Raw genomic sequence first — 24,133 nt, forward strand, 5'->3', positions numbered from 1 at the left:
TGGTGGCGAGCATGACGCATCGCTCGTTGCGCCGCACACCATTTTTTCTTCTATTTCCACTGCTCGCCGCGTCGACTGGGTCGTGCACTTCGCACCAGCCGGAAGACGAGCGACTCGTCGCGCTCCGCGTCGTTCCCGCGGATGCGCGCAGTCAGGATCGCCCCGCAAGCGGGTCGGGGGCGCAGAACGAAGCGCAGCGTCTTCGGGACATGGGATTCGATGTCGTCGAAGGGTCGGAGCATGGCCCCTCGTTGGACATCATCGCCACCCGCGGAGAGATGGATCGTCTGCACGAGCTCGGCTATCAGGCCGAGGTCACGGGTGTGGGCGCGCCGCTCGCGAGCACCGGCACGGACGCGGTGCCTTATCCGACGTTGACGCAAATGCTGGATACGTTGCACTCCATCGAGACGCAATATCCGGATATTGCCAAAGTGGTCGACCTCACCGAGAAATACGGCGCGCCGGTCACGGCCAATGGGCGCCATCTCTTTGCATTGAAGATTTCCGACAATGTCGCCCAGGACGAGGACGAGCCCACGTATCTTTTGGTGAGCAATCACCATGCGCGCGAGCTGGGTCCGCCGGTGGTGGCCATGTTGGCGGCCGAAAAGCTCACGAAACAATACGCAACGGACGAGCGTATCAAGCGGGCGGTCGACTCGACGGAAATCTGGATTGCGCCAACGTGGAATCCGGACGGCCTGGAGCACGTTCACACGGTCGATAATTTCTGGCGCAAGAATCGGCGCCCCAATACGGGTGGCAGCTTCGGTGTGGATTTGAATCGCAATTATCCATTCCTATGGACGAGCTCCTGCACCGGGGATACGCGGCCGAACTCCGACGTGTACAAAGGTCCGAGCGAAGCGTCCGAGCCGGAGACGCAGACGATGGTCGCATGGTCGACGGATCGGCACTTCTCCAAGGTGCTCGATTTCCATTCCAGCGGGCGCGAGGTGCTGGTCAATTATTCCTGCGCGAACTTCGCGTTGACGGATTACTTCCAGACCATCGGCACCGAGCTGTCGCACCAAATGGGTTACGACGGCAGCACGCGCCGGCCATCGTCGCAAGGCGAACACCCCGATTGGCAACTTGGCAATCTGTCCAATTTGGCATTCCTGGTGGAGATCAATACGCAATTCCAACCGCCTTACGCGTCCGCGCAGGCCGAGGCGGAGCAGATCTGGCCGGGTATTCTGTGGCATTTGGAGCGCCCCACGCCCTTGAGCGGGCACGTGACCGACGCCTCGACGGGCACACCCGTGGCCGCGACCGTCCTCGTCAAAGAGGTGCCCTATACCCAGGGTGAAAAGAACTCCAGCGGCGGGCCGTTCGGTCGCTACCAGGCGTACTTGCCAGCGGGCACGTACACCGTGGAAATCTCCGCCGCGGGCTATCAAACCGAATCGCGCACCGTCACCGTTACGGCCGACGGCGAAGCTACATTGGATGTCGCGCTGACGCGGTCAGAGTAACGTTGGCCAAGGCATGGAGCGCCGGCTTCCAGCCGGCGGACCGCCGGCCTCTGGCCGGCTGGCGACCCGCGTCAAGCCGGCTGGAAGCCGGCGGACCGCCGGCAAGATGCCGGCGCTCCATCGGGCGCGCCGTTAGCTGGCGGTCCACCTACTAACGCCGTTTCTCCGGGTCGCCAAAAAGCGATAACTGGTTCGCCGGAGGCTCTTTGGGCTTTTTCTTCCGCGGGGCCTTGGGCTCACGCGGGGGAGGCTCGAGGGCCTCCGTTTCCTCGCGGTGGCCCGTTTCGACTTGGGCGGCGAACAAGGCTTGGACGGCGTCGAGGCGATCGGCTTCTTCGGGGGCCTTGTCGTCGCGGATTCGGACGATGCGCGGAAAACGCAGGGCGAAACCGCTCTTGTGGCGCGTCGAACGCTGGATGCCGTCGAAGGCCACCTCGAGAACGATCTCGGGTTTCACCATGCGCAGCCCGCCGTGGCGCTCCAAGGTGATCGCCTCGAGCCGCTGCGTCATCTCATCGATCTCGACGTCGGTCAGACCGCTGTAAGCTTTGCCCACGTTGACGAGCACGTCGTCCTTCCACACCGCGAAGGTGTAGTCCGAGAGAACGCCCGCGCGCTTGCCGTGCCCTTCCTCGGCCGCGGTGATGACCACGTCCAACGTCGCGAAGGCGCGCTTCACTTTGATCCACGCCTGCCCGCGACGCCCTGCCTCGTAGGGCGAATCGATGCGCTTGAGCACCACGCCCTCGTGCCCGCGCGCGCGGGCCTGCTCGAAAGCGCGATCGAGCTGCTCGGGCAACGGCGCCTCCGTTCCGAGGCGGACGGCGGGGTTGATCAAGAACGCCGACCGCGGCCCGCGCTCGCCGGAAAAGCGGTCCATCGCGTTGCGCCGTTCGAGCCATGGCAACGCCAGGAGATCGCCGCGGCCATCGTGCAGAATGTCGAACGCCACGAACGTCACCGGCGTCTTTTCGAGCATCTCGTCGGTGGGCGCCAGCCGCCGCAAACGCGCCTGCAGCGCCTGAAACGGGCGCGGTCGCCCGTCGGGGGTCATCACCACCAGCTCGCCGTCGAGTGCCACATCGCCCTCGATCGCGCGAAAGGCGTTCACCACCTCGGGAAATGCCGTCGTCACGCGCTCCAGCCCGCGCGCGAACATCGCCACGTCGTCCCCCGATTTGTGCACCTGCGTGCGCACGCCATCGAGCTTGTCCTCCAGGACGAAGGCCTCGGGATCGAGCGGCTGCACCACGCCCTCGAGCGGCGTCGCCAGCATGTACGCCACCGGCCGGCCCAGCTCGAACCGCGCCTCCCCGAGGCGCCTCGCCTTCGCCAGCACCGCCACCGTGCCCGGATCCGTCACCAGGGCCATCGCGCGTCGCACGTCCTCGATGGGCACGTCGAAGGCGCGCGCGATCGCCGCCTCCGTCACGCCTCCGAGTGCGCCCACGCGCAGCGATCCCAGGATCACCTTGGCGAGGTACGTCGTCTCGAGCGCCGTCGCCCGCGAAAACACGCCCTCGAGCAGGCCGAGCTTCTGCGCGCGGTTTCCCGTGCCGGCCAGCGCATCGAACATCGCGGCCACTTCATCGAGGGAGACTTCGGCGCCGGTGGACTCGCCGCCTTTATCCTGAACGAGCCGCCCGAACGCCTCCCCGAGATCGCCCGTTTGCCGCGCGGTTTCCCACACCTCCGCGGGGGCTGCGCCGGTTCGCTGCACGATCAACTCGGTCATCAGCGAACCGCCCACGCCGAGCGAACGACCATCGCCCACGGGCAATGTCCGCCCCGTCGCGATGCGCGCGGCCGTGGCCAGCTGCTGGCCGTCGAGCTCCCGAAAGGCCCCCGCCAGCGCCTGCTCCTTTGCAATCCGAGAGCGCGTCGTTCTCGCTGTTTCGAGGGCCGCCGCTAGCGACCGCACACGCACTCGAATTTCTTGACCGACGCCTGCGCGCAGTCGGCGCGCACCAGCCACTCCTCGCGGTACCCGTTTGCAGACGGGATCCAGCGCGTCGTGAAGTGCCGCATGCCGATGGTCACCACGCCCGCATCATCCACCGCCATCGAGGTGGGATACAACACGTCGTAGCGGGCAGGTGCAACCAGGCTCATGTCACCGCATGCGGTAATGCGCACCAAGCCGCTCGTCGTGAGCACGAGCATCGTCTCCGGCGATTCGCTCACGAAGGTCTGCGAGGCCCCCCCGAGATCCACCCACGCGGCCACGCGCCACGTGTTCGAGCTGTTGTCTGGCGACAGGCGGATCACCCGCCCCTTGGAGATGCCGGTCTGCGCGAGTCCGGTGATGGCCACGGGCACGCCGCCGAGGTCCGCGAAGCCGATGACGTTCTCCTCCGAGAGCCGCAACCGCCGCTCACCGCTCGAGCCGAACCACCACAACGCGCCGCCATGCTCGCCTGCGTCGAAGCCCACGAGGAAGCCATTGTCGACGGGCTTCACGCGTCGCGTGCCCGCCAGTCCCTCGCGCGCCTTGCCCGTCAGCGGAAACGGCAGCGGATCATCCACCGGGCGCCGGTTCGCCAGCGCGATTTCCACGTCCCGCGCGCCGCGCTTCACCGCCCATTCCCGGCGCGACAAGTTTCCGCACTTGAGCGCCTGCGGATCGGGTGCGCCCGGCAAGGCGACCCAGCCGGCAGGCGGAGGCACATGCGCCACCGGCTCGCGCCGCGGCACGCGTGTGGGGCACGCAATCTTCGGAGCCACACCTGCGACAGGCACGAACGGCGGCGAGATTGCGCCCGGCGCCATCGACACCGGGACCGCTTCTCCAATGGGCACGCTCGATTCGGTCGTGCTGATCGGCTCCGGAAGCGGTGCCGCCGGTGGCGGGCCCTCCGCCGGCGGATCGCACGCCGCACCCAACGTAACTGCCCCCACCAGAAGCACCGAGAGAACTGCAGAAAATCGTACACCCATCGTCATCGTCGAACCGCGGCTCGTGCGGCTCAGTATCTCACTTCGCGCATCGGAATCCCATGCTCACGCGCGAGTACCATGGCTCGTAGAAGTCGCGTGCCGAAGCGCGCTGCCACACGCCCTCGCTCAAGAACCCACCGCCGCGCCCTACGTAGGCCTCACCCTCGGTCGGTCCCGTGGGATTGTCGTTCGGCGAGCCTTGGTAATAGGTTGCGCTGTACAAATCCGAGGTGAACTCCACGGCGTTGCCCGCCATGTCGAACAAACCGAACGGGCTCGCCCCCGCCGGCTTGCTTCCCACGGGCGTGGGGCCACCGCCGCAGTCCAAAAAATTGGCGTGCGCGCAATCGAGGGCTTCGTTGCCCCACGGGTACTTTCGCCCGTCCGTACCGCGGGCCGCATACTCCCACTCGGCTTCGGTCGCGAGCCGCTTGCCCACGAAATCGCAGTACGACTTGGCCTGCCCGAAGACGATGCACGCCATCGGATGGTCCGGGTTTTTGCACGGGTCCCATTCACATTTGGGAAACGTGCACTTTGCATCTTTGACGCACGCGAGGTACTGCGCGAGCGTGACCTCGAATTTGTCGATGGTGAACGAGCTCACGTGCACGGAGTGAGGCGGATCTTCATCCGGCTTGCACTCCTGGTCGACCGCAGGATTGCACCCCATGGTGAAGGTACCCTCGGGGATGTCGACCAGTGGATTCGGCACCATCTTGGCCGGATCGGCGTCCGAGCACGCGGGCGGGAATCCCGGCGGCTCGTCCTTACCGCTTCCGCTGTCCTGATTCGAAATGTTGGTACCGCTCCCGCCTTCCAGGTTGTCGGAAGCCTTCACCGAAGGACTGCCGCACGCTGCGCTGTAGACGACTCCAAATCCGAGCGACGCTGCGAAGAGAACATATAAGACGCGACCCATGGGCCCTCGTTTCGATGCCACACACAGCAACTTGTGAACCAGCTTCGGCCCTGATCGGAGAAGACATTCACAGGGAGGCGGGGAGGCGGGGAGTTTTTGTGGGTTTTCAGTCGGCGCCCTCAGCCGATTGAAATCCTAAAATCTCCCCGTCTTCCCGCCTCCCTGTGAATCTTCTTCTGCTTCGAACGACGTGACACTTTCGCCGGCGCGTGGCGATCCGCTACGGTTCGCCTACGCTGGCCTCGACGGTGTCGCGCGTCGTTCGGTAGCGCCGGTAGTAGCCCGTCACCTTGGAGACGTACTGGCGCGTCTGTGCGTACGGCGGGATCCCGCGGAAGCGCTGCACCGCTTCCTCGCCCGCGTTGTATGCCGCCACCGTGAGCTCCAGATCGCCGTTGAAGGCGTTGGCCAGAATGCGCAACAGTCGCACCCCGCCGAAGATGTTCTCGCGCGGATCGTGGATGTCACGCACCTGCAACCGATCCGCCGTATCGGGCATGAGCTGCATCAGACCGCGGGCACCCGCCACGCTCACCGCGCGCGCATCGTAGTCGCTCTCCACCTTGATGACCGCCCGCACCAGCGGCTCGGGGATCTGGTAGAGCGTCGCCGCCTGGCGAATCCACTCGTCGTAGCGGGTGAAGCGCTGCAGGTTTTTGTCCTGCGGGGCGAATGCTGCGACCGCAGGCTTGTTGGCACGGATCCCAGCAGCTGCCATCACACCCGACGCGGGCGAGGCCGCCTTCCGATTCGAAAAATGGATGACCCCGTTGGCGTCTTTGTACTGGAAAATCTCCGCCGATGCGTCTCCGCCCATGAAAAAGGCGAGCGCGAGAACCATCGATACGGGAAGCACACGACCGGGACGAATCATCGAGACCTGGGACCTGGCGGAGAAGGTTAGCGGATTGAACAACCCTTTGCGCTAGGATGATCTTCCGCACATGGACTCGTACGTCCTTCTCGGCGCCACCATCGTTTTTGCGGTTTACCTCGTCTTCCGGTTCCGCCCGGCTTTTTCCGGCCTTTCGCGCGGAGGAGCCCGCAGCGCCGCACGTACGGCGTTGAAGGACGCGAAGGCGCGCCTCGCGGCCGCCAAGACCGACGAGGAGCGGGCCCTCTGCCTCGGCGACGCGGGCGATGCCAGCGCAAGCGCGGGCAGCACCAACGGGGCCGTGGGCTATTACATGCGGGCCATGCGGCTCGATCCGCGCTCGGCGGCGTTGGTCGATCGCGCAGCGACGCACCTCGAGGACCATCCGCATGCGCTGGAGACACTGCTCTGGCGTCGCCTCGGTGCGGAAAGCTGGACGGGACCTACCGCGGCCCCAGCCCACGCGGCACTTCGCCATCTTGCGAAGCTCTATGCCCACGGTTCACTGCGGCACTCGGTGCGGGCGCGCGTCTTTCGCAACGCGCTCGCTGCCGTGGCGCCGTCGAGTGATCCGGCGGCGGAAGAGGCTAACCCGGAGCCCAGAACTGGGTTGGCAACGCGTGACGATGGCTCAGCGCGAGCCAATCCATGAGCACCGCCACGGTCACGTGCACCAAGAACCCTTGGTAGATGCTCTTGGTCTTCATGCTGAGTGAGCCCAGCGCAATGCCGGCCACGATGGCCCCATTGGCCTCGAGGTACGGCTTGCCGTAGTGGATCATGCAATAGGGCACGGCCATGGCGAAAATGGCGCCCGAACCAAAGCTTTTTCGCAGCGCCCCCAGCCACCAGCCGCGGAAGAAGATCTCCAGCGCGAAGAACTGCGCGATGTACATCGCCTCCCACAAGAGGAAGTCGCACCAGCTGCGCGAGCTCAGTTTGTAGAAGGGGTAGTACGTCCCGAAGTCCGGATTGCGGCTGACGATCCACATCGCCGGCAGGACGATGGCGAGGAACATCCCGTAGATCCACGCATGCTTGAAGAAGCCGCGCGTGCGCAGGCCGAAGTCGAGCAGCGAGTCCTGGCGAAAGGCGATTTTCCAGACCGCGAAGGGCACGAAGACGTAGCCCACGACGCGCGCCGTGACCCACCAGGCGAAGCCATAGAGCTCGTCGTACTTCGCCAGCTTGAACGCACCGGGGTGCGTGAGCTCGAAGTCGGCCAGGTACGGCTTGATGACCTCTTCGAAGAAGAAGCGACCACCGTAGTAGTCCTGCATCGTCAAAATGAGCGCGCAGAGCGGCAGGGCGACGAAGGGCCGCAAATCCGTGACGCCCAGCGAGATCATGTGCCCGCGATGCTCGTGCGCGTCTTCGTCGAGCTCACGCCACGTGTTGCGGAAGAAGAGGTAAATCAGCGGCAGGACGACCAGCAGCGCGGGCACGGGGAAGAACACGTGGCCGATGCGGGCCAAGGTGCTCGTGCCACCGGCCGCGAGGGCATCCGCGGTGTGCGGTCGGAGGAACAAGTCAGGCCTTCGGCGCGGGTGCTTCCGCGCGCTCGGCGCGCTCACTCGCCCGGCGAAGGCGCGCGATCGACACGTCCTTGCCGAGCACGGAGAGCACTTGGAACAAGTCCGGCGATTCGCCACGGCCCGAGAGGGCCACGCGCACCGGCTGCCCGATGTCCTTCATCGCGAGCCCCCGCCCCTCGACCCAGCGCACGATGGTCTGGCCGATGTTTTGCTCCGTCCAATCGTCGACGGGGGCGAGAAGATCGGCGAGACCGCGCAGGTTCGCGGCGTGCGCCGGCACGAGGAACTTGCGCGTCGCCTTCTCGTCCATGACCGGTTCGTCGCGGAAGAAGTAATCGAGCCGATCCGCCGCATCGGCGAAGGTCGTCGCCCGAGGCCGCACGGTGAAGACCGCGCGCTTCACGCGCTCCACGTCGAGGCCCGTGAAGCCACGCTTCTCGAGGAACGGCAAGGTACGCGCGGCGTATTCGTCGTCGGGCATGAGCTCGGGCGACTTCATGTGCTCGAACTGCACCGCGAGGAACTTCTTCGGATCGAATTTGCCATCGGCCCGCCCGGCCGATTCCCAAGCAAAGGATTCGACGAGGCTCGGCACCGAGGCGCCTGCGACGGGGCGCACGCTGAAGATCTCCTGGTCGCCCATCGACCATCCGAAGCGGACCAGGTAATTGAGCACCGCCTGCGGCGAGTAGCCGTCGTCGCGGTACTGGAGCACGTTCACGGCGCCGTGGCGTTTGGAGAGCTTTTCGCCATTGGGTGCCAGCATCATCGGCAGATGCGCAAAGTCGGGCACTTTGGCTTCGAAGGCCTGATAGAGCAGGATCTGGGGGGGCGTATTGATCATGTGATCGCGCCCGCGCGCCACCAGGGTCATCTGCATGAGCATGTCGTCGACGACCGCGCCGAAGTTGTAGAGCGGCACACCGTCGGAGCGAACCAGCACGAAGTCCTGGTGCGTGTGATTGGGCGTCGTCACCTCGCCGAAGACTTTGTCGACGTACGTGATGCTGCCCTCCGTGGGCGCCTTGAAACGGATCACGAACGGCTTGTCCGGCTCGTCCGTGCGCGTGCGGCACGTGCCCGGGTAGCGGAACTGCGCCTTCGGATCCTTCGCCTTCAACGCGGCACGGGCGGCGTCCAGTTCTTCTTTGGTGCAATAGCAGCGAAAGGCCTTGCCCGACTTGATGAGCGCCTCGGCGTGGTCCTTGTAGACGGCCAAGCGCGCCATTTGCTCGTACGGGCCGAAGTGGCCGCCGACCTCGGGTCCCTCGTCCCAGTCGATGCCGAGCCACTTGAGCGCGTCGAAAATGACTTGCTTGCTCTCGGGCGTGGAGCGCTCCTGGTCGGTGTCCTCGATGCGCAGGACGAAGGTGCCCCCGGTTTTTCGGGCCCAGAGCCAGTTGAACAGGGCCGTGCGGACGCCACCGATGTGAAGATAACCGGTCGGCGAAGGTGCAAAACGGACGCGGGTCGACATCGCGGACGGACTGATAGCACGACCGCCACTTGCGAGCCCTCGGGAAAACCGCTAAGGATGCGCGCTCCTGGGTATCGCCCGGGAGTCCTCACTGACCGCGTAAGTCATCTTACGCACCCTTCCTAAGGAGAATCACTCATGACCGCTCGCAAGTCTGGCCCGTTGGCCGCCGTCAAGGCGAAGTTCGGAGACAAAGAGAAGCTCGTGGCCGCGGTGAAGGAGTTCACCTCGGACGACCTCTGGGTCTCGCGCACCAACAAGGGCAAGGGCCTCGACCACGTGTCGAACGCCAAGCTTCTGCGCCTCCACGCCACGTTTTCGGCGGTGAAGGAGAAGTTCGGTTCGCGCGCCAAGCTGATCGACGCCATCCTCGAGCTGGAGAAGCGCACCAAGGACGAGGGCTACAAGACCCGTCTCTCGGCCTACCCGGTTCCGCGCCTTTACGATCTCTACCGCTCGACCAAGAAGCGCACGGACGCGAAGAGCAAGCCGGCCGCCCCCGCCAAGAAGGAAGCAGCCCCGGCCAAGAAAGCCGCCGCCAAGAAGGCGCCCGCGAAGAAGGCCGCCGCGGCCAAGAAGCCCGCCGCCAAGAAGGCGGCTGCCAAGAAGAAGTAAGCCCTTTTCGCTTAACCTTGAACGAAGGTCGAGAACGCCATGGCCCAGGAATTCAATGTTCGTAACGAGTTCTTCTGCGACGAAGACACCTTCTGGGACGCGTTTTTCGCCGAGGAGTTCAACCGTCGGCTGTTCTTGAACGAGCTGAAGTTCCCCGAGTGGAAGCGCCTTTCCTTCAAAGACGAAGGCACGGGCGCTTCCCGCAAGGTGGCCCACACGTTCTATGCGCGGCCGGCGCTCGTGGGTCTCCCCGGCCCGCTGCAGAAGATCATGGGCGACCGCTTCGCCTACGAGGAAACGGGCAGCTACGACGGCGCCACGCACAAGTACAGCTTCACCAACAAGCCGAACACGATGGCCGACAAAATCGTGTGCCGGGGCGTGCTCGCCACGGAGAAACTCGGCGAAAAGCACATCGTGCGCACCGCGAAGGTGAACCTCGAGGTGAAGGTCATGATGGTGGGCAAGGTCGCGGAGGATCGCTTCATCGCTGACCTGCACAAGTCCTACTCGACGGCCGCCGCCTTCACGGAGACGTACCTGAAGGAAAAGGGGCTCTGGTCGAAGTAGGCTCCGGCTTACCGGCGGGTAAAGCACTGTAAAGCGGCGAGCATTCGCGTCTCTTCGCACGTCAGACTGGGCGAAGGAGATTCGAACATGATTCGCCGCTTTTCCGTTTTTGGGCTCGTTTTCTCGGCTTCCACGATGATGGCCTCGCTCGGGGCCGTGGGTTGCAGTGGCGCTGTTTCCGACAAGCCGGCCGAAACGGCCGCGTCGGCGCAAGCCATCACCACGACGAGCGAGCATGGTCCCGTGAAGGCGCTTGCCGACGCGCTCGGAAAGGTGTCCCTGCGCGATGCGCAACGCACCGAGATTCAAAAGCTGTTCGCCGAGGCGGATGCGCGCCACACGACCGCGAAAGAGCAAAGCAAAGCCGGGCGCGCCGACTTGATGAACGCCGTCGCCGCGCAAGTGCAGCAAGGCAAGATCGACCGCACCGCGCTCGCGCCGAAGGAGCAGGCACTCGCGACGACGTGGAAGACCGCCCGCGACGCGGACCGCGCGGCCATCGAGAGGCTGCACGATCTGCTCGATCCCGCGCAACGTGTCGCGCTGGTGGACGCGATCCAAGCGAACAAGGGCGACGGCGGCCGCCGTGAAGGCGGCTGGCACAAGCACCACGGCGGCCCCGGAGGCAAAGAGCGCTTCGACAAGCTGGCCGACGAGTTGAAACTCACCGAGGACCAGAAGGCGAAAATCGGCGACGCCCTCCGCGCCGAGCGCAGTGCGAAAGGCGAGCGGCCGCACCACGATCCCACGAAGGTGCAAGCGCTGTTCGAAGCCTTCAAGAGCGACCGCTTCAAGATGGACGAAGTCGCGCCGAACACCGAGTTCCACGAGCCCATGGCCCGCGCCATTCACCTCGCCGAAATCGCCGTACCCATGCTGACCCCCGAGCAGCGCACCACGCTCGCCGCCAAGATCCGCGAGAAGGCGCAGAAGGCGGACTGAACAGTCGTGTGTGATATACGTTGGGTATGGCCGCCATCGCGCAGCACAAGTACTCGTTCGAAGACTATCTCCAGGTCGAGGAGATGAGTCCGAATATCAAGCACGAGTTCCTTGCAGGCACCATTCGGGCGATGGCGGGCGGCACCGTCGCCCACGGAAGGATTTCCGTCAACGTATCGACCCTTCTCAATATGCAGCTTCGCGGCAAGCCGTGCGCTGTGCATAGCTCCGACGTTCGCATTCGCGTCCGGAAGTCGGGCGTTGCAACCTATCCGGACGTGAGCGTCATCTGCGGGCGAATCGAGCTCGATCCGGAAGATCGAACGAGCACGACGGCAACCAACCCGAAAGTGCTGGTCGAAGTCCTAAGTCCTTCGACGGAGCTTTACGATCGCACCGACAAGCTCGAAAACTACAAGCAGATCGAGTCAGTCCAAGAAGTCGTATTCGTTGCACATGACACGCGTCGCATCGAGGTCGTGCGCCGGGTGGGTGACTCGTGGAAGCACTTCGAATACGTCGAAGGCGAGGCCGAACTCGCGTCGGTGCAATGCACACTGCCCCTCGCAGAAGTCTATAGAGACCCTACGGCGTGAGGTAGCGCGTGTAGATCACCAGGTCGCGGCCCGCGGCATAGAAAGCGCGAATCGTGGCTGTACATTCGTAACCAATGGCCTCGTAGAAGGCGCGTGTCGACTCGTAGGCGGGGCCGCCCTCGGTTTCCACGCGCACCAAGCGGGCGCCTTCGCGCGTGAGCTCCGACTCCATGTGCGCGATCAAGGCGCGGCCCACGCCGTGGCCTTGGAACGAGGGGGCGACGGCGATCCAGTACAAGTCGTACGTCCCCTCGGTCATCGGCGTCGGCCCGTAGCAAATGTAGCCACGGACCCCTTCGTCGGCGTCGACCCAGATGACGTAATCGCGATCCCCCTCGAGGCACGCATCGAGCAACTCGATGGCCACGTCGGCCTCCTCGCGTGAAAACTCCGGCGTCGCGCGAATCAGCTCGATCAACGGCGCACGATGTTCCGGCGCGAGAGGCTTCATCATCCCTTGCGCGATACCGAAAGAGGCGCTGCCTTCGTCGCACTGCGACGCCGCACGGCGTAGCGCACCACCAGCTTCAACAACGCCGGATAGTCGATACCGACCGCCGCCGCCGCGCGGGCCATCCCCGCATTGGGCGACAAATCGCAATTCGGATTCACGTCGACCACGTACGGCACACCGCTCGGCGCGAGCCGAATGTCCACGCGCCCGTAATCGCGCAGCCCCAGCGCGCGGAACGCATCCACCGCCACACGCCGCACCCGCGCCGCGATCCCCGCGGGCAGCTCCGGGTTGTGCACCGGCTGCGTCCCTCGATCCTCGGGCGAGTCCGTCTTCCATTTGGCATCGTACGAAACGATGCGTGCCGCGCCCTCGGGCAGCGCCGAAAAGTCGATCTCGCACAGCGGAAGCACCCGCGCCGCCGGGAAGCCGAGCATCGCCACGTTGAGCTCGCGCCCCGCGATGTACTGTTCCACCAGCACCGGCTGCCGATGCCGCGCCAAGGTCTCCTTCACGGTGGCGCGCAGCTCCGTCTCTTCGCGCACCACGCTTCGCTGCGTGATGCCCACCGAGCCGTCCTCGTGGACCGGTTTCACGATGGCCGGAAACGGCAGATCGCACGGCTCGTCGGCACGCTTGAGCACGCGACCCGGCGGCGTCGGCACCCCGGCGCGCTGCAGGCTCTCCTTCACGCGATCCTTGTAGAGTGCACGGCTCAGCGCCTCGGGCGGCGAGCCCGTGCACGGGATGCCCAAGGTCTCCACCAGCAGCGGCACCGCGCTCTCCAGCCGCGCATCGCCCGCCAGCGATTCGCATAGATTGAACACGCAATCGGGCTCGATCTGCCGGAGCCGCTCGCGGAGCGTCACCAGATCGCCATCGACGGCCACGAGATGCGACTCGTGGCGCGCGTCGGCGAGCTGGTCGGCCACGATGCGCGCGACGAACTGCACATCGGCGCGGGCGGCATAACCTGGATCGCCGTCGGGTGACGCCTCCTCGTAGTCCGTGTTGTGCACCACGGCGACGCGCACGACCTTGCGAGACGGACTTCCCACGGTCACGTTGGTAAGGCAATCTCACCCTATCTTTTCATGAAGGGTCAAGACCGGATCCGAGACACGCCGTCGCTTTTGCCATCGCCCATGCAGGCCGCATGGCTCGTCGCCGCCAAGGACCTGCGCATCGAGCTTCGGACGCGCGAGATCGTCACCACGGCCGGCTTCTTCGCCACCCTGGTCGCCATCATGACCAGCGTAGCCTTTCAGTCGGGCGCGGAAACCACCCGGCGCATCGCTCCGGGCGCGGTGTGGCTCTCGATCGCGTTCTCCAGCGTGCTCGCGCTGGGCCGCACCTGGCAGCGCGAGCGCGAAGACGGCGCCCTCGTGGGCCTTCTGGTCACCCCCATCGCGCGCGCGTCACTCTTCCTCGGCAAAGCCATGGGCGTCTTTGCCTTCGTGCTCGCGGTCGAGGTCATCGTGGTCCCGGTGGTCGCGCTGCTCTTTCACATCGACCTGCCCGATGTGCTCCTGCCGCTCGCGGTCGTGCTTGCCCTGGGTACGCTCGGCGTCGCGGCCACGGGCACCCTCTTCGGCGCCATGACCGTGCGCACGCGGGCCCGAGACCTGGTCCTCGCCACGGTCCTTTTTCCCCTTCTCTCGCCCACCCTGGTCTCCGGCGTCGCCGCGACCCGAGACATTCTCTCGGGCCTCCCGCTCGGCGAAATCACCGACTACCTCATCCTCCTCACCGCCTTCGACGTCCTCGCCCTCATCGGCGGCCTCACCTTGTTCGGCGCGCTAATCGACGAGTGACGCCACACGCGCGGCTTCTTCACCCAGCGCCGTTAGCTCGAGAGCGGTGCCCGCAGCTTCGCCGACGGCCCAAAAGCGATCGCGAATCTTCCCGCCGAAATCAGGCCGCGGCACGAAGCCATAGGCGCGATGTTCCAGATCGGCGCCCGCCTGCGACAGAAGCTCGTACGCGGGGGCGCGCGGCGCATCGAGAACCAAGGCATCGGCGCGGATCGACTTCGTCGATTTGCCTTTGCGCACGGCCACCTCTTTCACGACGGAACCGCCGCTCGCAGAGATGGGCTCGCCCTTCAACACGGTGACGCTCACCTCCTCGGGTGCCATTTTGCGGAGCGCCTCGGCGTAGGACTCGCCGAAAGGACCGCCGCCTTCGGTCACCACCACCGCGATGCGGTAGCCCACCGTCACACCGTGAGCGAGGAACCCCAACGCCGCGCGCGCGCTCATCACACCGGGAAGATCGTTCCCCTCGAAGGCCAGCACGCCATCGTGCGCGCCCGTCGCGAGCACCACCGCGCGTGCTTCGATGACCTCACCGCCCTCGGGTCCGACCACCAGCAAATCGTCTTTGAAGATGCCGCCCGCCGTCGTCGAAAGACGCAACCGCACCTTGTGATCGCGCACCGCGGCTTCGAAGCGCTCGCGGAGCTTGCGCCATTCGTCGCCCGCCACGCCCAACGCCAGCGCCGATCCGCCGAAGGTCACCGCGTCGTCGACGACCTCCACCCGGCGTCCGCGCGCCACGAGCTCGAGCGCGAGCAGCATGCCCGATGGCCCCGAGCCCACCACCACCACATCGGCCTGCCGGCGCTGCGCCGGGCGCGGTGGAGCCACGTCGCTGGGCAGCTTGCCCAGACCGGCCACGCGGCGGGCGAACGCCATCATCACTTTGTCGAGCCCGAACACGCCGGCGAACAGCTCGTGATGGTTCATCCCCTGCGGGAAGAACCAGTCGGTCATTTGCAGGAGATCGACATTGCGCGACCCCAGCGTGTTCTGCGACTTGATCTCCATCTTGTCGCGCGCCGCGACCATGCAGGTCATCACGTTGGGCACGCCGTCCACCCGCGCGAGGCAACCGTCGCAGGCGGCACGAAGGCACGACGGACCGCGCGGTCTATGGAACTTGGGGCTGCGCGCCAGCGCCAGATGCCCGGCGCCAACCAGCGAGACGGCCAACGGCTCCCCTGGAGAAGCCGGAATTTCGGCTCCGTCGAACGTTATATGAATAGGCGATGAAAGTGGTGCGAGGCGACCGGCCATAGGACGAAGTTGAGTGTACACTCGACATCCCTTCGATGCGCCTTGGATTCCTCGGTCCCATTCTTTCTTCCTCCGCGGGCGCTTCCGGAAACGGATCGACAACGCCCTTGGAGACGGCTTCGAGTCTCCTGCTCGGCAAGCATCGCGTGGGCCGCGCCATCTACCTCGGGGCGGACGACGCCCTCGAGCACATGGTGGAGGCCTGGGCGCGCCGCCTCGTGGGTGACGATCCCACGGACGATGCTGCATGGCGCCGAGCCGCCCAGCTCGCCGCAAACGGCACCCCCGAGGACATCGACGCCTTCGTGAAAGGCGAGCGCATGCGCCTGCGACTGCGCTCGCTCGAGAGCCTTCCGCACCGCATTTTGCGCACGATGGAGATGGTCGGCGACCGCATCGCCATCTTGATCCACGACAAGGAGCTGCTCGACGAAGAGGACATCTTCGCCGCAAGCCTCCTCATCTACGGCAAGAGCGACGTTCCGCTCGTGCGTAAGATTGGCGGCCGCTTCTTCATCACGCCGGGCATGCTCGGCCCCCGCGGTGGCATCTGCGTCCTCGACGACACGGGGGACGAAATCGCCGTGGCCGTGTACAACATCGAAGGCGAAGCCGTGCTCCACGAACGACTCGCCCTTCCACGGGCCTCGCGCCCGCGAGCAGGAACGGCCCCGCAAGCGGGGCCTGGGACTCATGGCGGAACGCCACCCGGCAGCGTCTCCGGGAGGCCCGAGTGACATCGGAGTCTGCACGCGAGCTCGTCGCCGTCTTCGGCGGGAGCTTCAACCCGCCGCACATCGCCCATGTGATGACGGTGCTGGTCGTGCTGAGCACCCACCCCGTCGATCGCGTGGTGGTCATCCCGACCTTCGCGCATCCCTTCGCGAAACAGCTTGCTCCCTACGAAGATCGCGTTCGCATGATCGAGCTGGCCATGGCCGGCATCGCCCGCGTCGAGATTTCGCGCATCGAAGAGACCCTCGGGGGCGAAAGCCGCACGTTGCGCACGCTGGAGCATTTGCAGAGCGAACACCCTTCGTGGAATCTCCGCCTGGTCATGGGCGCCGATGTCTTGGCGGAGACCCCCAAGTGGTACGCGTTCGATCGCATCGCCAAGATTGCGCCCCCCATCGTGCTCGGCCGTGCCGGCTTCGAATCATCGGCTGCACCCACGCCCATTTTGCCGGCCATCTCGAGCACGGACATCCGCGCGAAGGTCGGGCAGGGTCGCTGGTCCGACCTCGAACCCATCGTCCCCCGCACGGTGCTCGAGTACATCCGCGAGCACGCGCTCTACGAACATGGCCATTAAGAAAAAGCTTTCCGTCTACATCTTCGGCGCCGGCAAAGTCGGCGTCGCCCTCGCGAATGCCCTCCGCCGCGCCGGCGTCCGCGTCACCCTTCGCGCAGCACGCGCCGGCATTCCCGGGCGCCGTATCGATGCCGATCTTCTCATTCTGACGGTGCGCGATCGCGATCTCACGCCCACCGCATCGCGCTTCGCCGAAGCCCGCATCGTCTCGCGCACCACGGGATGCGTGCATGTTGCAGGTGCCCAGCGCGCCGAAGTCCTCGAGCCCCTGCGCGCTGTCTCTGCGGGCATCGCGCAGATGCATCCCATGATCTCCTTCGCCTCGTTGCATCGCTTCCCCGCGTTGACCGGTGGACACGTACACCTGCAAGGAGATCCGGGCGCCATCGCCCCCGCCCGCCGCCTTATTAAGGTGCTCGGCATGACCGCACGCACATTCCCCGACCTCGACCCCGTTGGTTACCACGCGGCCGCGGGGCTGGTCGCCAACGGTGCCGCTGCACTGGCAGCCGTGGGTGTCCGGGTGCTGGCAACCGCCGGCGTACCCCCCGAAGTGGCGCCCCAAATGCTCGGCCCATTGCTGCACAGCGTTGCGGACAACGTTATGCAATTGGGCTTTCCCGACGCCCTCACTGGTCCCGTCCGCCGTGGAGAATCCCAAAGCGTTTCGCGGCATTTGGAGGTACTTCGCGCCCGCTTGCCCGATGCCGTTCCTCTCTTCGTGGCCGCGGGTCTCGCCCAATTGCCATTGGCTCGCGCCCTTGGCGAGGCCCCCCGCGCATCCTTCGACGCCATCGAGGCGGTGCTTCGTGACGCAGCGAATATGGCACCTACCCCGTCCACTGCATCGGTGTTCACCTCTTCGACGGCCAGGGAATAATCGGCCGCCGTTATCAATTTGTCATTTCTGTGTCTTGCAGAACAAAGGGCCCACGGTAATCTCTTTTTACCTTGCTGCGGGCACCACACCTCGTTCTGCCTAGCGCCACTGACCGAGCCGCCGGCTTCGCGGAGTTCGACACCCAGCTTGCCGAGCGCAAGTCCGGTGTCCTTTTGGTACGTGCCGGTTCCGAGGAGGTAGCCCGCGCCGTCACCGCACACGCCGCCCGCCGCCTCACATCACTGGGCATCCGGACGATTCGCGCCCGCAGCCGACTAAGCACGCCACTCTGGCACCAAGTCAGCGCACAACTGGGCATCTCGGATCTCGACGGCAACGCCCACCGCTGCGCGCAGAAGATCCTGTCCGCCGGATTGGGCCACCCGTTTGCGGTGATTGCCCCATTGCCCCGCGCCGGTACGTGGGATCGATTGGTCGCGACCGAATTGGCGACCCAGCGAATGGGCTCCGGCGCCGAGCACACCGGCATCACGCCGCCCCTGTTGATCTTCGCGACCAACGAGGGCGACCTCGCGACGGACTTGTGCGCCGAGCCATTCGACATCTCGCCATCGTTGAGAGAAGACGAGAAGGAGCGCTGGTTCCACGCACTCCTCGACGACGCCGAGCGCTTGTTCGATTCGAACGACATGGCCTCCTTGGAAGACGCATGGCAAGCCATGCGCTCCGCCCCGCGCGAGCGCAAAGCGATCCACGCCGCGCTTCCAGAGGAAGTGCGGGAGTTGTTCTCCGCGCTCGCCTTGATCAAGCGCGCATGGCCGAAGAGTGACATCGCGGCATTGGGTGGCGAGCGCGCAGTCTTGAAGACGCTTGTATCCATGGGCGTCGTCGATGCCGAGCATGGCTGGGTATCCATCGGGTCTTCGGGCGAGGAATTGGCCAAAGAGGCCGAGGCCAGCGCCAACGAAGAGACGTGCAAACGCGTCGCCTTCGCACTGACGCAACAGTGGCCAACGGATCCATGGGCGCAAGCCCGCGCCGCGGAGTTGTTGCTCGTCGCAAACGACGTGGACGGCGCCGACCGGGCACACTCCGAGGCATTGGCTCGATTGCCGGATGCATTGGCGCGCCGTGATGTGATTGCGCGGTGGATGAAGGCGGTTGATGGGCTCACGCATGGCGACCGGCAGCTTGTCTTGCGGGTCGGAGCCGCGGAGCGCGCGTTGGGTGTAGGCGAGGCGGAAGAAGCCCTCCGTTGGGCCAAAAATGCTGCCGTTAGCGCGCCGGAGAATTGGAGTGTTGCGCTGTTGTTCGGGCGTGCGGCGGCTGCGACCGGCGACCTTGTCACCGCCAAAGTTGCATTTCAGCGGGCGACGAGCTTGGCCACACGAGCTGGAGAAAACCTTTTCCCGATCATGGTGGAAGTCGCGGACGTCGCTTATTTGAGTGGCGATCTCGACGGGGCGATGCGCGAGGCCAGCGTCGTCGCGACTCGGGCACCTTCTGTGGGATTGCAGCTTCGCGCGCGAAACACCCTCGGAAAGATCTTGTTGGCCAAATCCAAATGGGACGACGCTGAACGTCATTTCGCAGAGGACGCGTGTAGCGCAGCTCAAATAAGCGACAGTCTCTCTGAACTGCGTGCCCGCATAAATCGCGGTATCGCTCTCATGTCGAAGGGCATGTATGGCGAGGCGCGGATGATCATCGAAGCGGTACGCGACGAAGCCGAGAAACTGGGCGAGGTGCGAATGGCCGCCTTTGCCTATATCAACCTCGCCGTTGTCGCAATGTCGAATCATGACTACGGCGATGCACTGAAGTTCTCCGAAGCCGCGCTCAAATTCGGTCAGCGCGTCGGAGACCGACTGCGCACCATGCAGGTTTTGTCGAACCTTGCCGAACTTCGGTACAAACTCGGTCTCTTCGAGCACGCCGAGCATGCCATTGTCTTCGGACGGCGAACAATCGCATCCGGCATGTCGCCCGGCGTGGCAGCACGTTTTAGCATTATGGCCGCCCTGTTGGCCATGGACAGGGGCAACACGGCAGAAGCCCGACGCGAACTGCTCCGCGCACTCTCGGAGGGCGAGCGCGCATCTGATAGGAGTTTGATTCTGAGCTGGGCACATCGCACCGCAGTGCGGGTGGCCCTCGAAGATGGGGATCTCGTCTCTGCAAGGGAATCGCTGGAAAAGGCGGAAGCCACTGCTGCAGCCGATGTTCAACGTTGCCAGGCCGCCGTGCTCCGCATTCGAGTCGCGCGCGCAGAAGGTCAATTCGATCTCCCCTTTGCGCTCGATACTCTCGCGCTCGCACGGAATGTCGGCGAAGAAGAGACCTTACGCGATATTCATGTGCTGCTCGCTGAGCACTATCGCGGAGAAAGGATTCTCGGCCTCGCACGTACGCACGTGGAGCAAGCGATCGCGCTGCGAGATCAAGTTGCCCAGGGTCTTCAAGGTGAGGTGCGTACTGCGTTCTTGCAGCGCGCCGACGTTGCTCGCCTCACTCCTATGCTCGATGCGATCTGCGAACAGGAGAAAAGTCTTCGAGGTGCGTCGCCCTCGATCGCGGCGTACGAAGAACTGCCCCCAACGGTTCGCTTTGGCCGACCTCAAGGAATTCTCCCCCAATCCGACGATGGTGGGCGCGCCGCCAATTCGAGCGAATCGGTTCGAGGCCGACTCTCCAATCTGGTGCGACCGCAGCGGCATCTGGTCGGTGATGACCCGACAATGGTCGCGCTACTTGGTGCAATCCGAAAAGTGGCCCGTTCGGAGAGTACCGTCCTTATTCGCGGCGAGAGTGGAACTGGTAAGGAACTCGTAGCCGAAGCGCTTCATCGGGCGAGCCTGCGTGAGAGCGGCCCGCTCGTGACAGTGAACTGCGCTGCGCTCGTAGAGACATTGCTCCTATCTGAATTGTTCGGACACGAGAAGGGCGCGTTCACGGGAGCTATCGCGCGTCGACGTGGACGATTCGAGCTGGCTGAGGGCGGTACGCTTTTCTTGGACGAGATCGGCGATATTTCGCCGCGGACCCAGGTCGCCCTCCTTCGAGTTCTTCAGGAACGCACCTTCGAACGGGTGGGCGGCACCACACCAATTCGAGCCAATGTGCGCATCATATGCGCTACGCATCGCGATCTTCGCGGGATGGTGGAGCGAGGCGAGTTCCGTGAGGATCTCTACTACCGACTTCGTGGCATCACCCTTGAGGTTCCGCCCCTTCGAGGACGGCTCGGGGATGTGCCCACAATCAGTGCCGCACTGCTGGAGCGAATCGGGAACGAACGCGGAGAGCAGCCAAAGAAACTATCGGAGCCGGCAACGCAGCTGCTCATGCGACATCGTTGGCCCGGAAATGTGCGCGAGCTGGAAAATGCACTGCGTGCCGCGTCTCTCTTTGCGGAAGGCGAGACGATCGAACTCGAAGATCTGATTGAGAACGTTGAGGATTTGCGTGGTGCGGCAGCGATTTCATCAGAAACACCGCGCCATAACACCGACTCGGCATCCAAGTTAGCGTTACGCGATAGCTCGGCATCCTTGGCTGTCGACGGTAATGACGCGGCGGACTTTCCGTTGCCAGACGGAGACGACGATTCGGGGGACGAAATTTCAAGTGGTGTCAACGAAGAAGCATTGCCAGATTTCGAAAGCGCTGGTAGCATCGCCGCTGGCGAGCAAACGGGTGCGACCACCGTCGCCTATGCCTGCATCAAGCAAGGTACCCTTTCGTTGCCGAATCTTAAGCGCCAGATTGAGCGAGATTGCATAGCGCGTGCGCTCGCCGAGACCAGAGGGAACATCACGCGAGCTGCTGCGCTCCTAGGGATGAAGCGACCGCGCCTCTCGCAACTGGTCAAGCAATACGGACTTCTTGCTGTGGTGGAGGGGTCGTGATGAAACGGTCCAACATTATGTATCAGCGTTCGCTCTGGGTATTTGTAGCGGCGGGCATGATGATGCTCGGCTCAGCTTTCGTCTTGACCGGATGTGCCGGAGACACAGACCCTGGCGAGGAACAACGCGCACCTCAAGTTGAAGACGAAACCGTGAACAGCGGAGGACAGCCTTCGCCGGTTCCTGCTTCGCCCGCACAACTGATTGGCACTGAGACTCAGTCCGAGCCGACCCCCGTCCCGCCGGTCGCCCCCAAGGGGCTAGATGGCGTTAGCGGCACGGCGGACGCTCAACCCTCCCCGGTACCGCCGCACCCGTCATCGTTCAGCGCGCGGAGCCCAAACGAGGTTCCGACTGAACCGACTCCCGTTCCAGCGTTCACCAAATAGCGGGTGGAGGATCTCCGTCCCCGGACGACGCTCTTCTGTGCAGTCCTGGCGCTCGCGATTGCGCTTTCAATGCTGCTTCGCGGGCGCCGCGGCGTCCATTGGCTCTTCGCGGCCTTCTCTCTAGAAGTCGCACTTTGGTGGGGCAGTCAATCGCTCTTCGGGCTGTTTCAGGCGACCATTTGGGCACGTGCCACCGCGGTGCTCACCGTGCTGTTGCCACAGTTCGCGGTGCACCTATTTCAATCGATCGTACCGCTCGACAGTGACGCCGAGCGGCCCTCGACACTGACGAAGTTCGCGACGGCGGTCGGTATACCGGTCCTCGTTCTCGAATTATCGCCGTATCACGAGACGCCGTTTGCATTGGGGCTCACGTACTTCTACGTGTTCGGCCTCATTGCGGCCGCATTGGTATCATTGGCGCTTCGCGGGCGAAAAAGCCCTTCACGCGCGGTGCGCGATCGCGTGAACTTCCTCGTTGCCGTCGGTGCCGCGGCCACGACGTTTACGCTCGCCGACTTTCTCTCATTCTTGGGCGTGTACCTGCCGCCGATCGGCGCAGTGCTATCCATCGTCTTTCTCTTCGTGCTCGCCGAGTCGCTTGCGCGGCCACGGCTAGCAGACCTCTACGAAATGGCGGGCCGGCTGCTCGTGGCTACGGCGCTCGCCTTCGCGCTGGCCGGCATCTTCTACGTATTCGTCACGTACATTGGCCGCTTCAACACGATGTATTTGAACGCGGTCCTCGCCGCCATCGTATTCTTGGTCCTCTTCGAGCCGCTGCAGAACGAAGTCGAAACGCGGATGCATCAGTTCTTCTTCCGCGAGCGCTACGACCTAGAGACGAGCATCGACGAGCTGAAGCGCCGTCTTTCGCACGTCCTCGAGATCGACGAAATGGCCGAAACGGTGCTCGCGGGCCTGGAAAGCTCGCACCGGGTCACTTCGTGCGCAATCTACCTGCGCGATCAGGACGGCAACGGCTTCGACATGATCGGCAGCGTCGGGGACGAACCGGTCATGCGACTCGAGACACTCTCGGTTCGCCCGCTCCTCGATCGCCTTCAGGCGACCGTCTCCCTTTCGCTGGAGGAGATTGCTCGCGAGCAGAAGGATTCGCCGTTGCTGACGGTTGCCTCAGCAACCCTCGGACCGCATAAAAACTCCGTCCTTTTGGCCGTCAAAGGCGACGAAGGCGAAATCGTCGGTGTCATTTGTATTGCCGATGAGCGAATGCGCGATGCCTTCACACCCGAGGAAATTGCCCTACTCGAAACGGTTGCATCCCAGATCGGCGTGGCCATCGCGAACAGCCGCATCTATTCGCGAATGAAGGAACGCGACCGCCTCGCCGCACTCGGCGCCATGGCGGCCGGTCTCGCCCACGAAGTCAAGAACCCATTGGGCGCAATCAAAGGAGCCGCACAACTCCTCGAGGAAAGCGAAGAGGGAGCATCCGCCCCGGGCGCGTCCGATAGCCGTGAGTTCGTCGGCATCATCCTCGAAGAAGTGGACCGCTTGAACCGCGTCGTCGCGAGCTTCCTCGACTACGCGCGTCCTCACGCCGGTAATCCCATTCCACTCGATATCAACGCGGCCGTACGCCGCACGATGCAGATCCTCACCAGCCAAAAGGCCGAATCCCTCGAGTTCCGAATGGAGCTCACCGAGCCGCTTCCTCGGGCAAAAATCGACGCCGAGCAGTTCCGCCAGGTTCTCATCAACGTCATTCAAAACGGCGCTCAAGCCATGGATGGCCGTGGACGCATCACCGTGAGCACTGCACGCCGCACCCGGCGCCGGCCATGGCCTTCGCGCCAAGAGAGCGAGCGCCCAGCCGTGAGCGAGCGTTCCTTGACGAACGAAGTCGAAATGGTCGAGGTCTCCGTCCGCGACACCGGCCCAGGTATCTCGCAGAAGGTGCTGAAGCACATTTTCGTCCCGTTCTTCACGACGAAAGAGCAAGGAACGGGGCTCGGGCTCGCGATCAGTCAAAGCATCGTCCAGAACGCGGGCGGCATCATCGACGTCCAGACGCAGGCAGGAGCAGGAACGACGTTCACGATTCTCCTCCCGGCGGCTACGGACACGCTGCGCACGCCGCTCGGAACACCGACACCGACGAATCTGCTGACAAGTAGCTAACCTTCGCAGCCCAACGCTTTGCTGCGCTTTTTGGCTTCGTCAGCTGTCACGGATCGCG

General features: G+C 64.4%; 21 protein-coding genes and 1 pseudogene. 13 read left to right on the plus strand and 9 right to left on the minus strand.

Annotated elements, in window-relative coordinates:
* Positions 1–11: 11 nt before the first annotated feature.
* Entirely contained in the window at positions 12–1,481 is a 1,470-nt protein-coding gene (locus LZC95_42100; protein ID WXA93033.1) for a carboxypeptidase regulatory-like domain-containing protein, read from the plus strand.
* Between the two features lie 151 nt (positions 1,482–1,632).
* Here the strand turns inward: LZC95_42100 and LZC95_42105 are convergent, their stop codons facing one another.
* The 4 genes from LZC95_42105 to LZC95_42120 form a co-directional block, all read right to left on the minus strand.
* Entirely contained in the window at positions 1,633–3,408 is a 1,776-nt protein-coding gene (locus LZC95_42105; protein ID WXA93034.1) for an ATP-dependent DNA ligase, read from the minus strand.
* Positions 3,390–4,418 (minus strand): hypothetical protein, encoded by a 1,029-nt coding sequence (locus LZC95_42110; protein WXA93035.1) that lies wholly within the window; start codon positions 4,416–4,418, stop codon positions 3,390–3,392. The genes LZC95_42105 and LZC95_42110 overlap by 19 nt, the downstream gene beginning before the upstream one ends.
* A 37-nt stretch (positions 4,419–4,455) precedes the next feature.
* A complete protein-coding gene (locus LZC95_42115) occupies positions 4,456–5,340 on the minus strand; it encodes a formylglycine-generating enzyme family protein (GenBank protein ID WXA93036.1) in 885 nt (294 codons plus the stop codon).
* Positions 5,341–5,560: 220 nt separating this feature from the next.
* The gene (locus tag LZC95_42120; GenBank protein ID WXA93037.1) at positions 5,561–6,214 is read right to left on the minus strand and encodes a lytic transglycosylase domain-containing protein; all 654 of its coding nucleotides are present in this window, start codon (positions 6,212–6,214) and stop codon (positions 5,561–5,563) included.
* Between the two features lie 70 nt (positions 6,215–6,284).
* Here LZC95_42120 and LZC95_42125 point away from each other — a divergent pair, with 70 nt between their 5' ends.
* Entirely contained in the window at positions 6,285–6,866 is a 582-nt protein-coding gene (locus LZC95_42125) for a hypothetical protein (protein WXA93038.1), read from the plus strand.
* Here the strand turns inward: LZC95_42125 and LZC95_42130 are convergent.
* Positions 6,802–7,743 carry a CPBP family intramembrane metalloprotease gene (locus LZC95_42130; GenBank protein WXA93039.1) on the minus strand — a complete coding sequence of 314 codons (942 nt, stop codon included), beginning with the start codon at positions 7,741–7,743 and terminating at the stop codon, positions 6,802–6,804. The genes LZC95_42125 and LZC95_42130 overlap by 65 nt on opposite strands.
* Position 7,744: 1 nt before the next feature.
* Positions 7,745–9,226 carry a glutamate--tRNA ligase gene (gene gltX / locus LZC95_42135; GenBank protein ID WXA93040.1) on the minus strand — a complete coding sequence of 494 codons (1,482 nt, stop codon included), beginning with the start codon at positions 9,224–9,226 and terminating at the stop codon, positions 7,745–7,747.
* A gap of 138 nt (positions 9,227–9,364) precedes the next feature.
* Between gltX and LZC95_42140 the strand changes: the two genes are divergently transcribed.
* The 4 genes from LZC95_42140 (at position 9,365) to LZC95_42155 (ending at position 11,949) form a co-directional block, all read left to right on the plus strand.
* On the plus strand, positions 9,365–9,841 hold the full coding sequence (locus LZC95_42140; protein ID WXA93041.1) for a hypothetical protein: 477 nt from the start codon (positions 9,365–9,367) through the stop codon (positions 9,839–9,841).
* Positions 9,842–9,880: 39 nt separating this feature from the next.
* A complete protein-coding gene (locus LZC95_42145; GenBank protein ID WXA93042.1) occupies positions 9,881–10,411 on the plus strand; it encodes a DUF2505 domain-containing protein in 531 nt (176 codons plus the stop codon).
* Between the two features lie 87 nt (positions 10,412–10,498).
* On the plus strand, positions 10,499–11,353 hold the full coding sequence (locus tag LZC95_42150) for a hypothetical protein (GenBank protein ID WXA93043.1): 855 nt from the start codon (positions 10,499–10,501) through the stop codon (positions 11,351–11,353).
* A gap of 26 nt (positions 11,354–11,379) precedes the next feature.
* A complete protein-coding gene (locus LZC95_42155; protein WXA93044.1) occupies positions 11,380–11,949 on the plus strand; it encodes a Uma2 family endonuclease in 570 nt (189 codons plus the stop codon).
* On the opposite strand, the gene LZC95_42160 is transcribed toward LZC95_42155, so the two are convergent.
* Positions 11,939–12,403 carry a GNAT family N-acetyltransferase gene (locus LZC95_42160; protein ID WXA93045.1) on the minus strand — a complete coding sequence of 155 codons (465 nt, stop codon included), beginning with the start codon at positions 12,401–12,403 and terminating at the stop codon, positions 11,939–11,941. The two genes, LZC95_42155 and LZC95_42160, sit on opposite strands and share 11 nt — an antisense overlap.
* The gene (locus LZC95_42165) at positions 12,400–13,461 is read right to left on the minus strand and encodes an ATP-grasp domain-containing protein (GenBank protein WXA93046.1); all 1,062 of its coding nucleotides are present in this window, start codon (positions 13,459–13,461) and stop codon (positions 12,400–12,402) included. The genes LZC95_42160 and LZC95_42165 overlap by 4 nt, the downstream gene beginning before the upstream one ends.
* 36 nt (positions 13,462–13,497) lie before the next feature.
* On the opposite strand from LZC95_42165, the gene LZC95_42170 reads away from it, so the two are divergent.
* Complete coding sequence (locus LZC95_42170; GenBank protein ID WXA93047.1) at positions 13,498–14,217, plus strand: heme exporter protein CcmB; 720 nt, start codon at positions 13,498–13,500, stop codon at positions 14,215–14,217.
* On the opposite strand, the gene LZC95_42175 is transcribed toward LZC95_42170, so the two are convergent.
* Positions 14,203–15,396, minus strand: coding sequence for a 2Fe-2S iron-sulfur cluster-binding protein (locus LZC95_42175; GenBank protein WXA93048.1), 1,194 nt, complete (start codon positions 15,394–15,396; stop codon positions 14,203–14,205). The genes LZC95_42170 and LZC95_42175 overlap by 15 nt on opposite strands.
* A gap of 119 nt (positions 15,397–15,515) precedes the next feature.
* On the opposite strand from LZC95_42175, the gene LZC95_42180 reads away from it, so the two are divergent.
* The 6 genes and pseudogenes from LZC95_42180 (at position 15,516) to LZC95_42205 (ending at position 24,075) form a co-directional block, all read left to right on the plus strand.
* On the plus strand, positions 15,516–16,217 hold the full coding sequence (locus LZC95_42180) for a hypothetical protein (protein ID WXA93049.1): 702 nt from the start codon (positions 15,516–15,518) through the stop codon (positions 16,215–16,217).
* On the plus strand, positions 16,214–16,792 hold the full coding sequence (nadD, locus tag LZC95_42185) for a nicotinate (nicotinamide) nucleotide adenylyltransferase (GenBank protein WXA93050.1): 579 nt from the start codon (positions 16,214–16,216) through the stop codon (positions 16,790–16,792). The genes LZC95_42180 and nadD overlap by 4 nt, the downstream gene beginning before the upstream one ends.
* The gene (locus LZC95_42190; protein ID WXA93051.1) at positions 16,782–17,672 is read left to right on the plus strand and encodes a DUF2520 domain-containing protein; all 891 of its coding nucleotides are present in this window, start codon (positions 16,782–16,784) and stop codon (positions 17,670–17,672) included. Before nadD ends, LZC95_42190 begins: the two co-directional genes overlap by 11 nt.
* A 2,729-nt stretch (positions 17,673–20,401) precedes the next feature.
* Positions 20,402–20,899, plus strand: a pseudogene (locus tag LZC95_42195) (sigma-54 factor interaction domain-containing protein).
* A gap of 78 nt (positions 20,900–20,977) precedes the next feature.
* On the plus strand, positions 20,978–21,541 hold the full coding sequence (locus LZC95_42200) for a hypothetical protein (GenBank protein ID WXB00265.1): 564 nt from the start codon (positions 20,978–20,980) through the stop codon (positions 21,539–21,541).
* Between the two features lie 458 nt (positions 21,542–21,999).
* A complete protein-coding gene (locus LZC95_42205; protein ID WXA93052.1) occupies positions 22,000–24,075 on the plus strand; it encodes an ATP-binding protein in 2,076 nt (691 codons plus the stop codon).
* Positions 24,076–24,133 lie beyond the last annotated feature (58 nt).

Source organism: Sorangiineae bacterium MSr12523 (genome assembly GCA_037157775.1).
GTDB classification, from domain to species: Bacteria; Myxococcota_A; Polyangia; order Polyangiales; family Polyangiaceae; genus Pendulispora; species Pendulispora brunnea.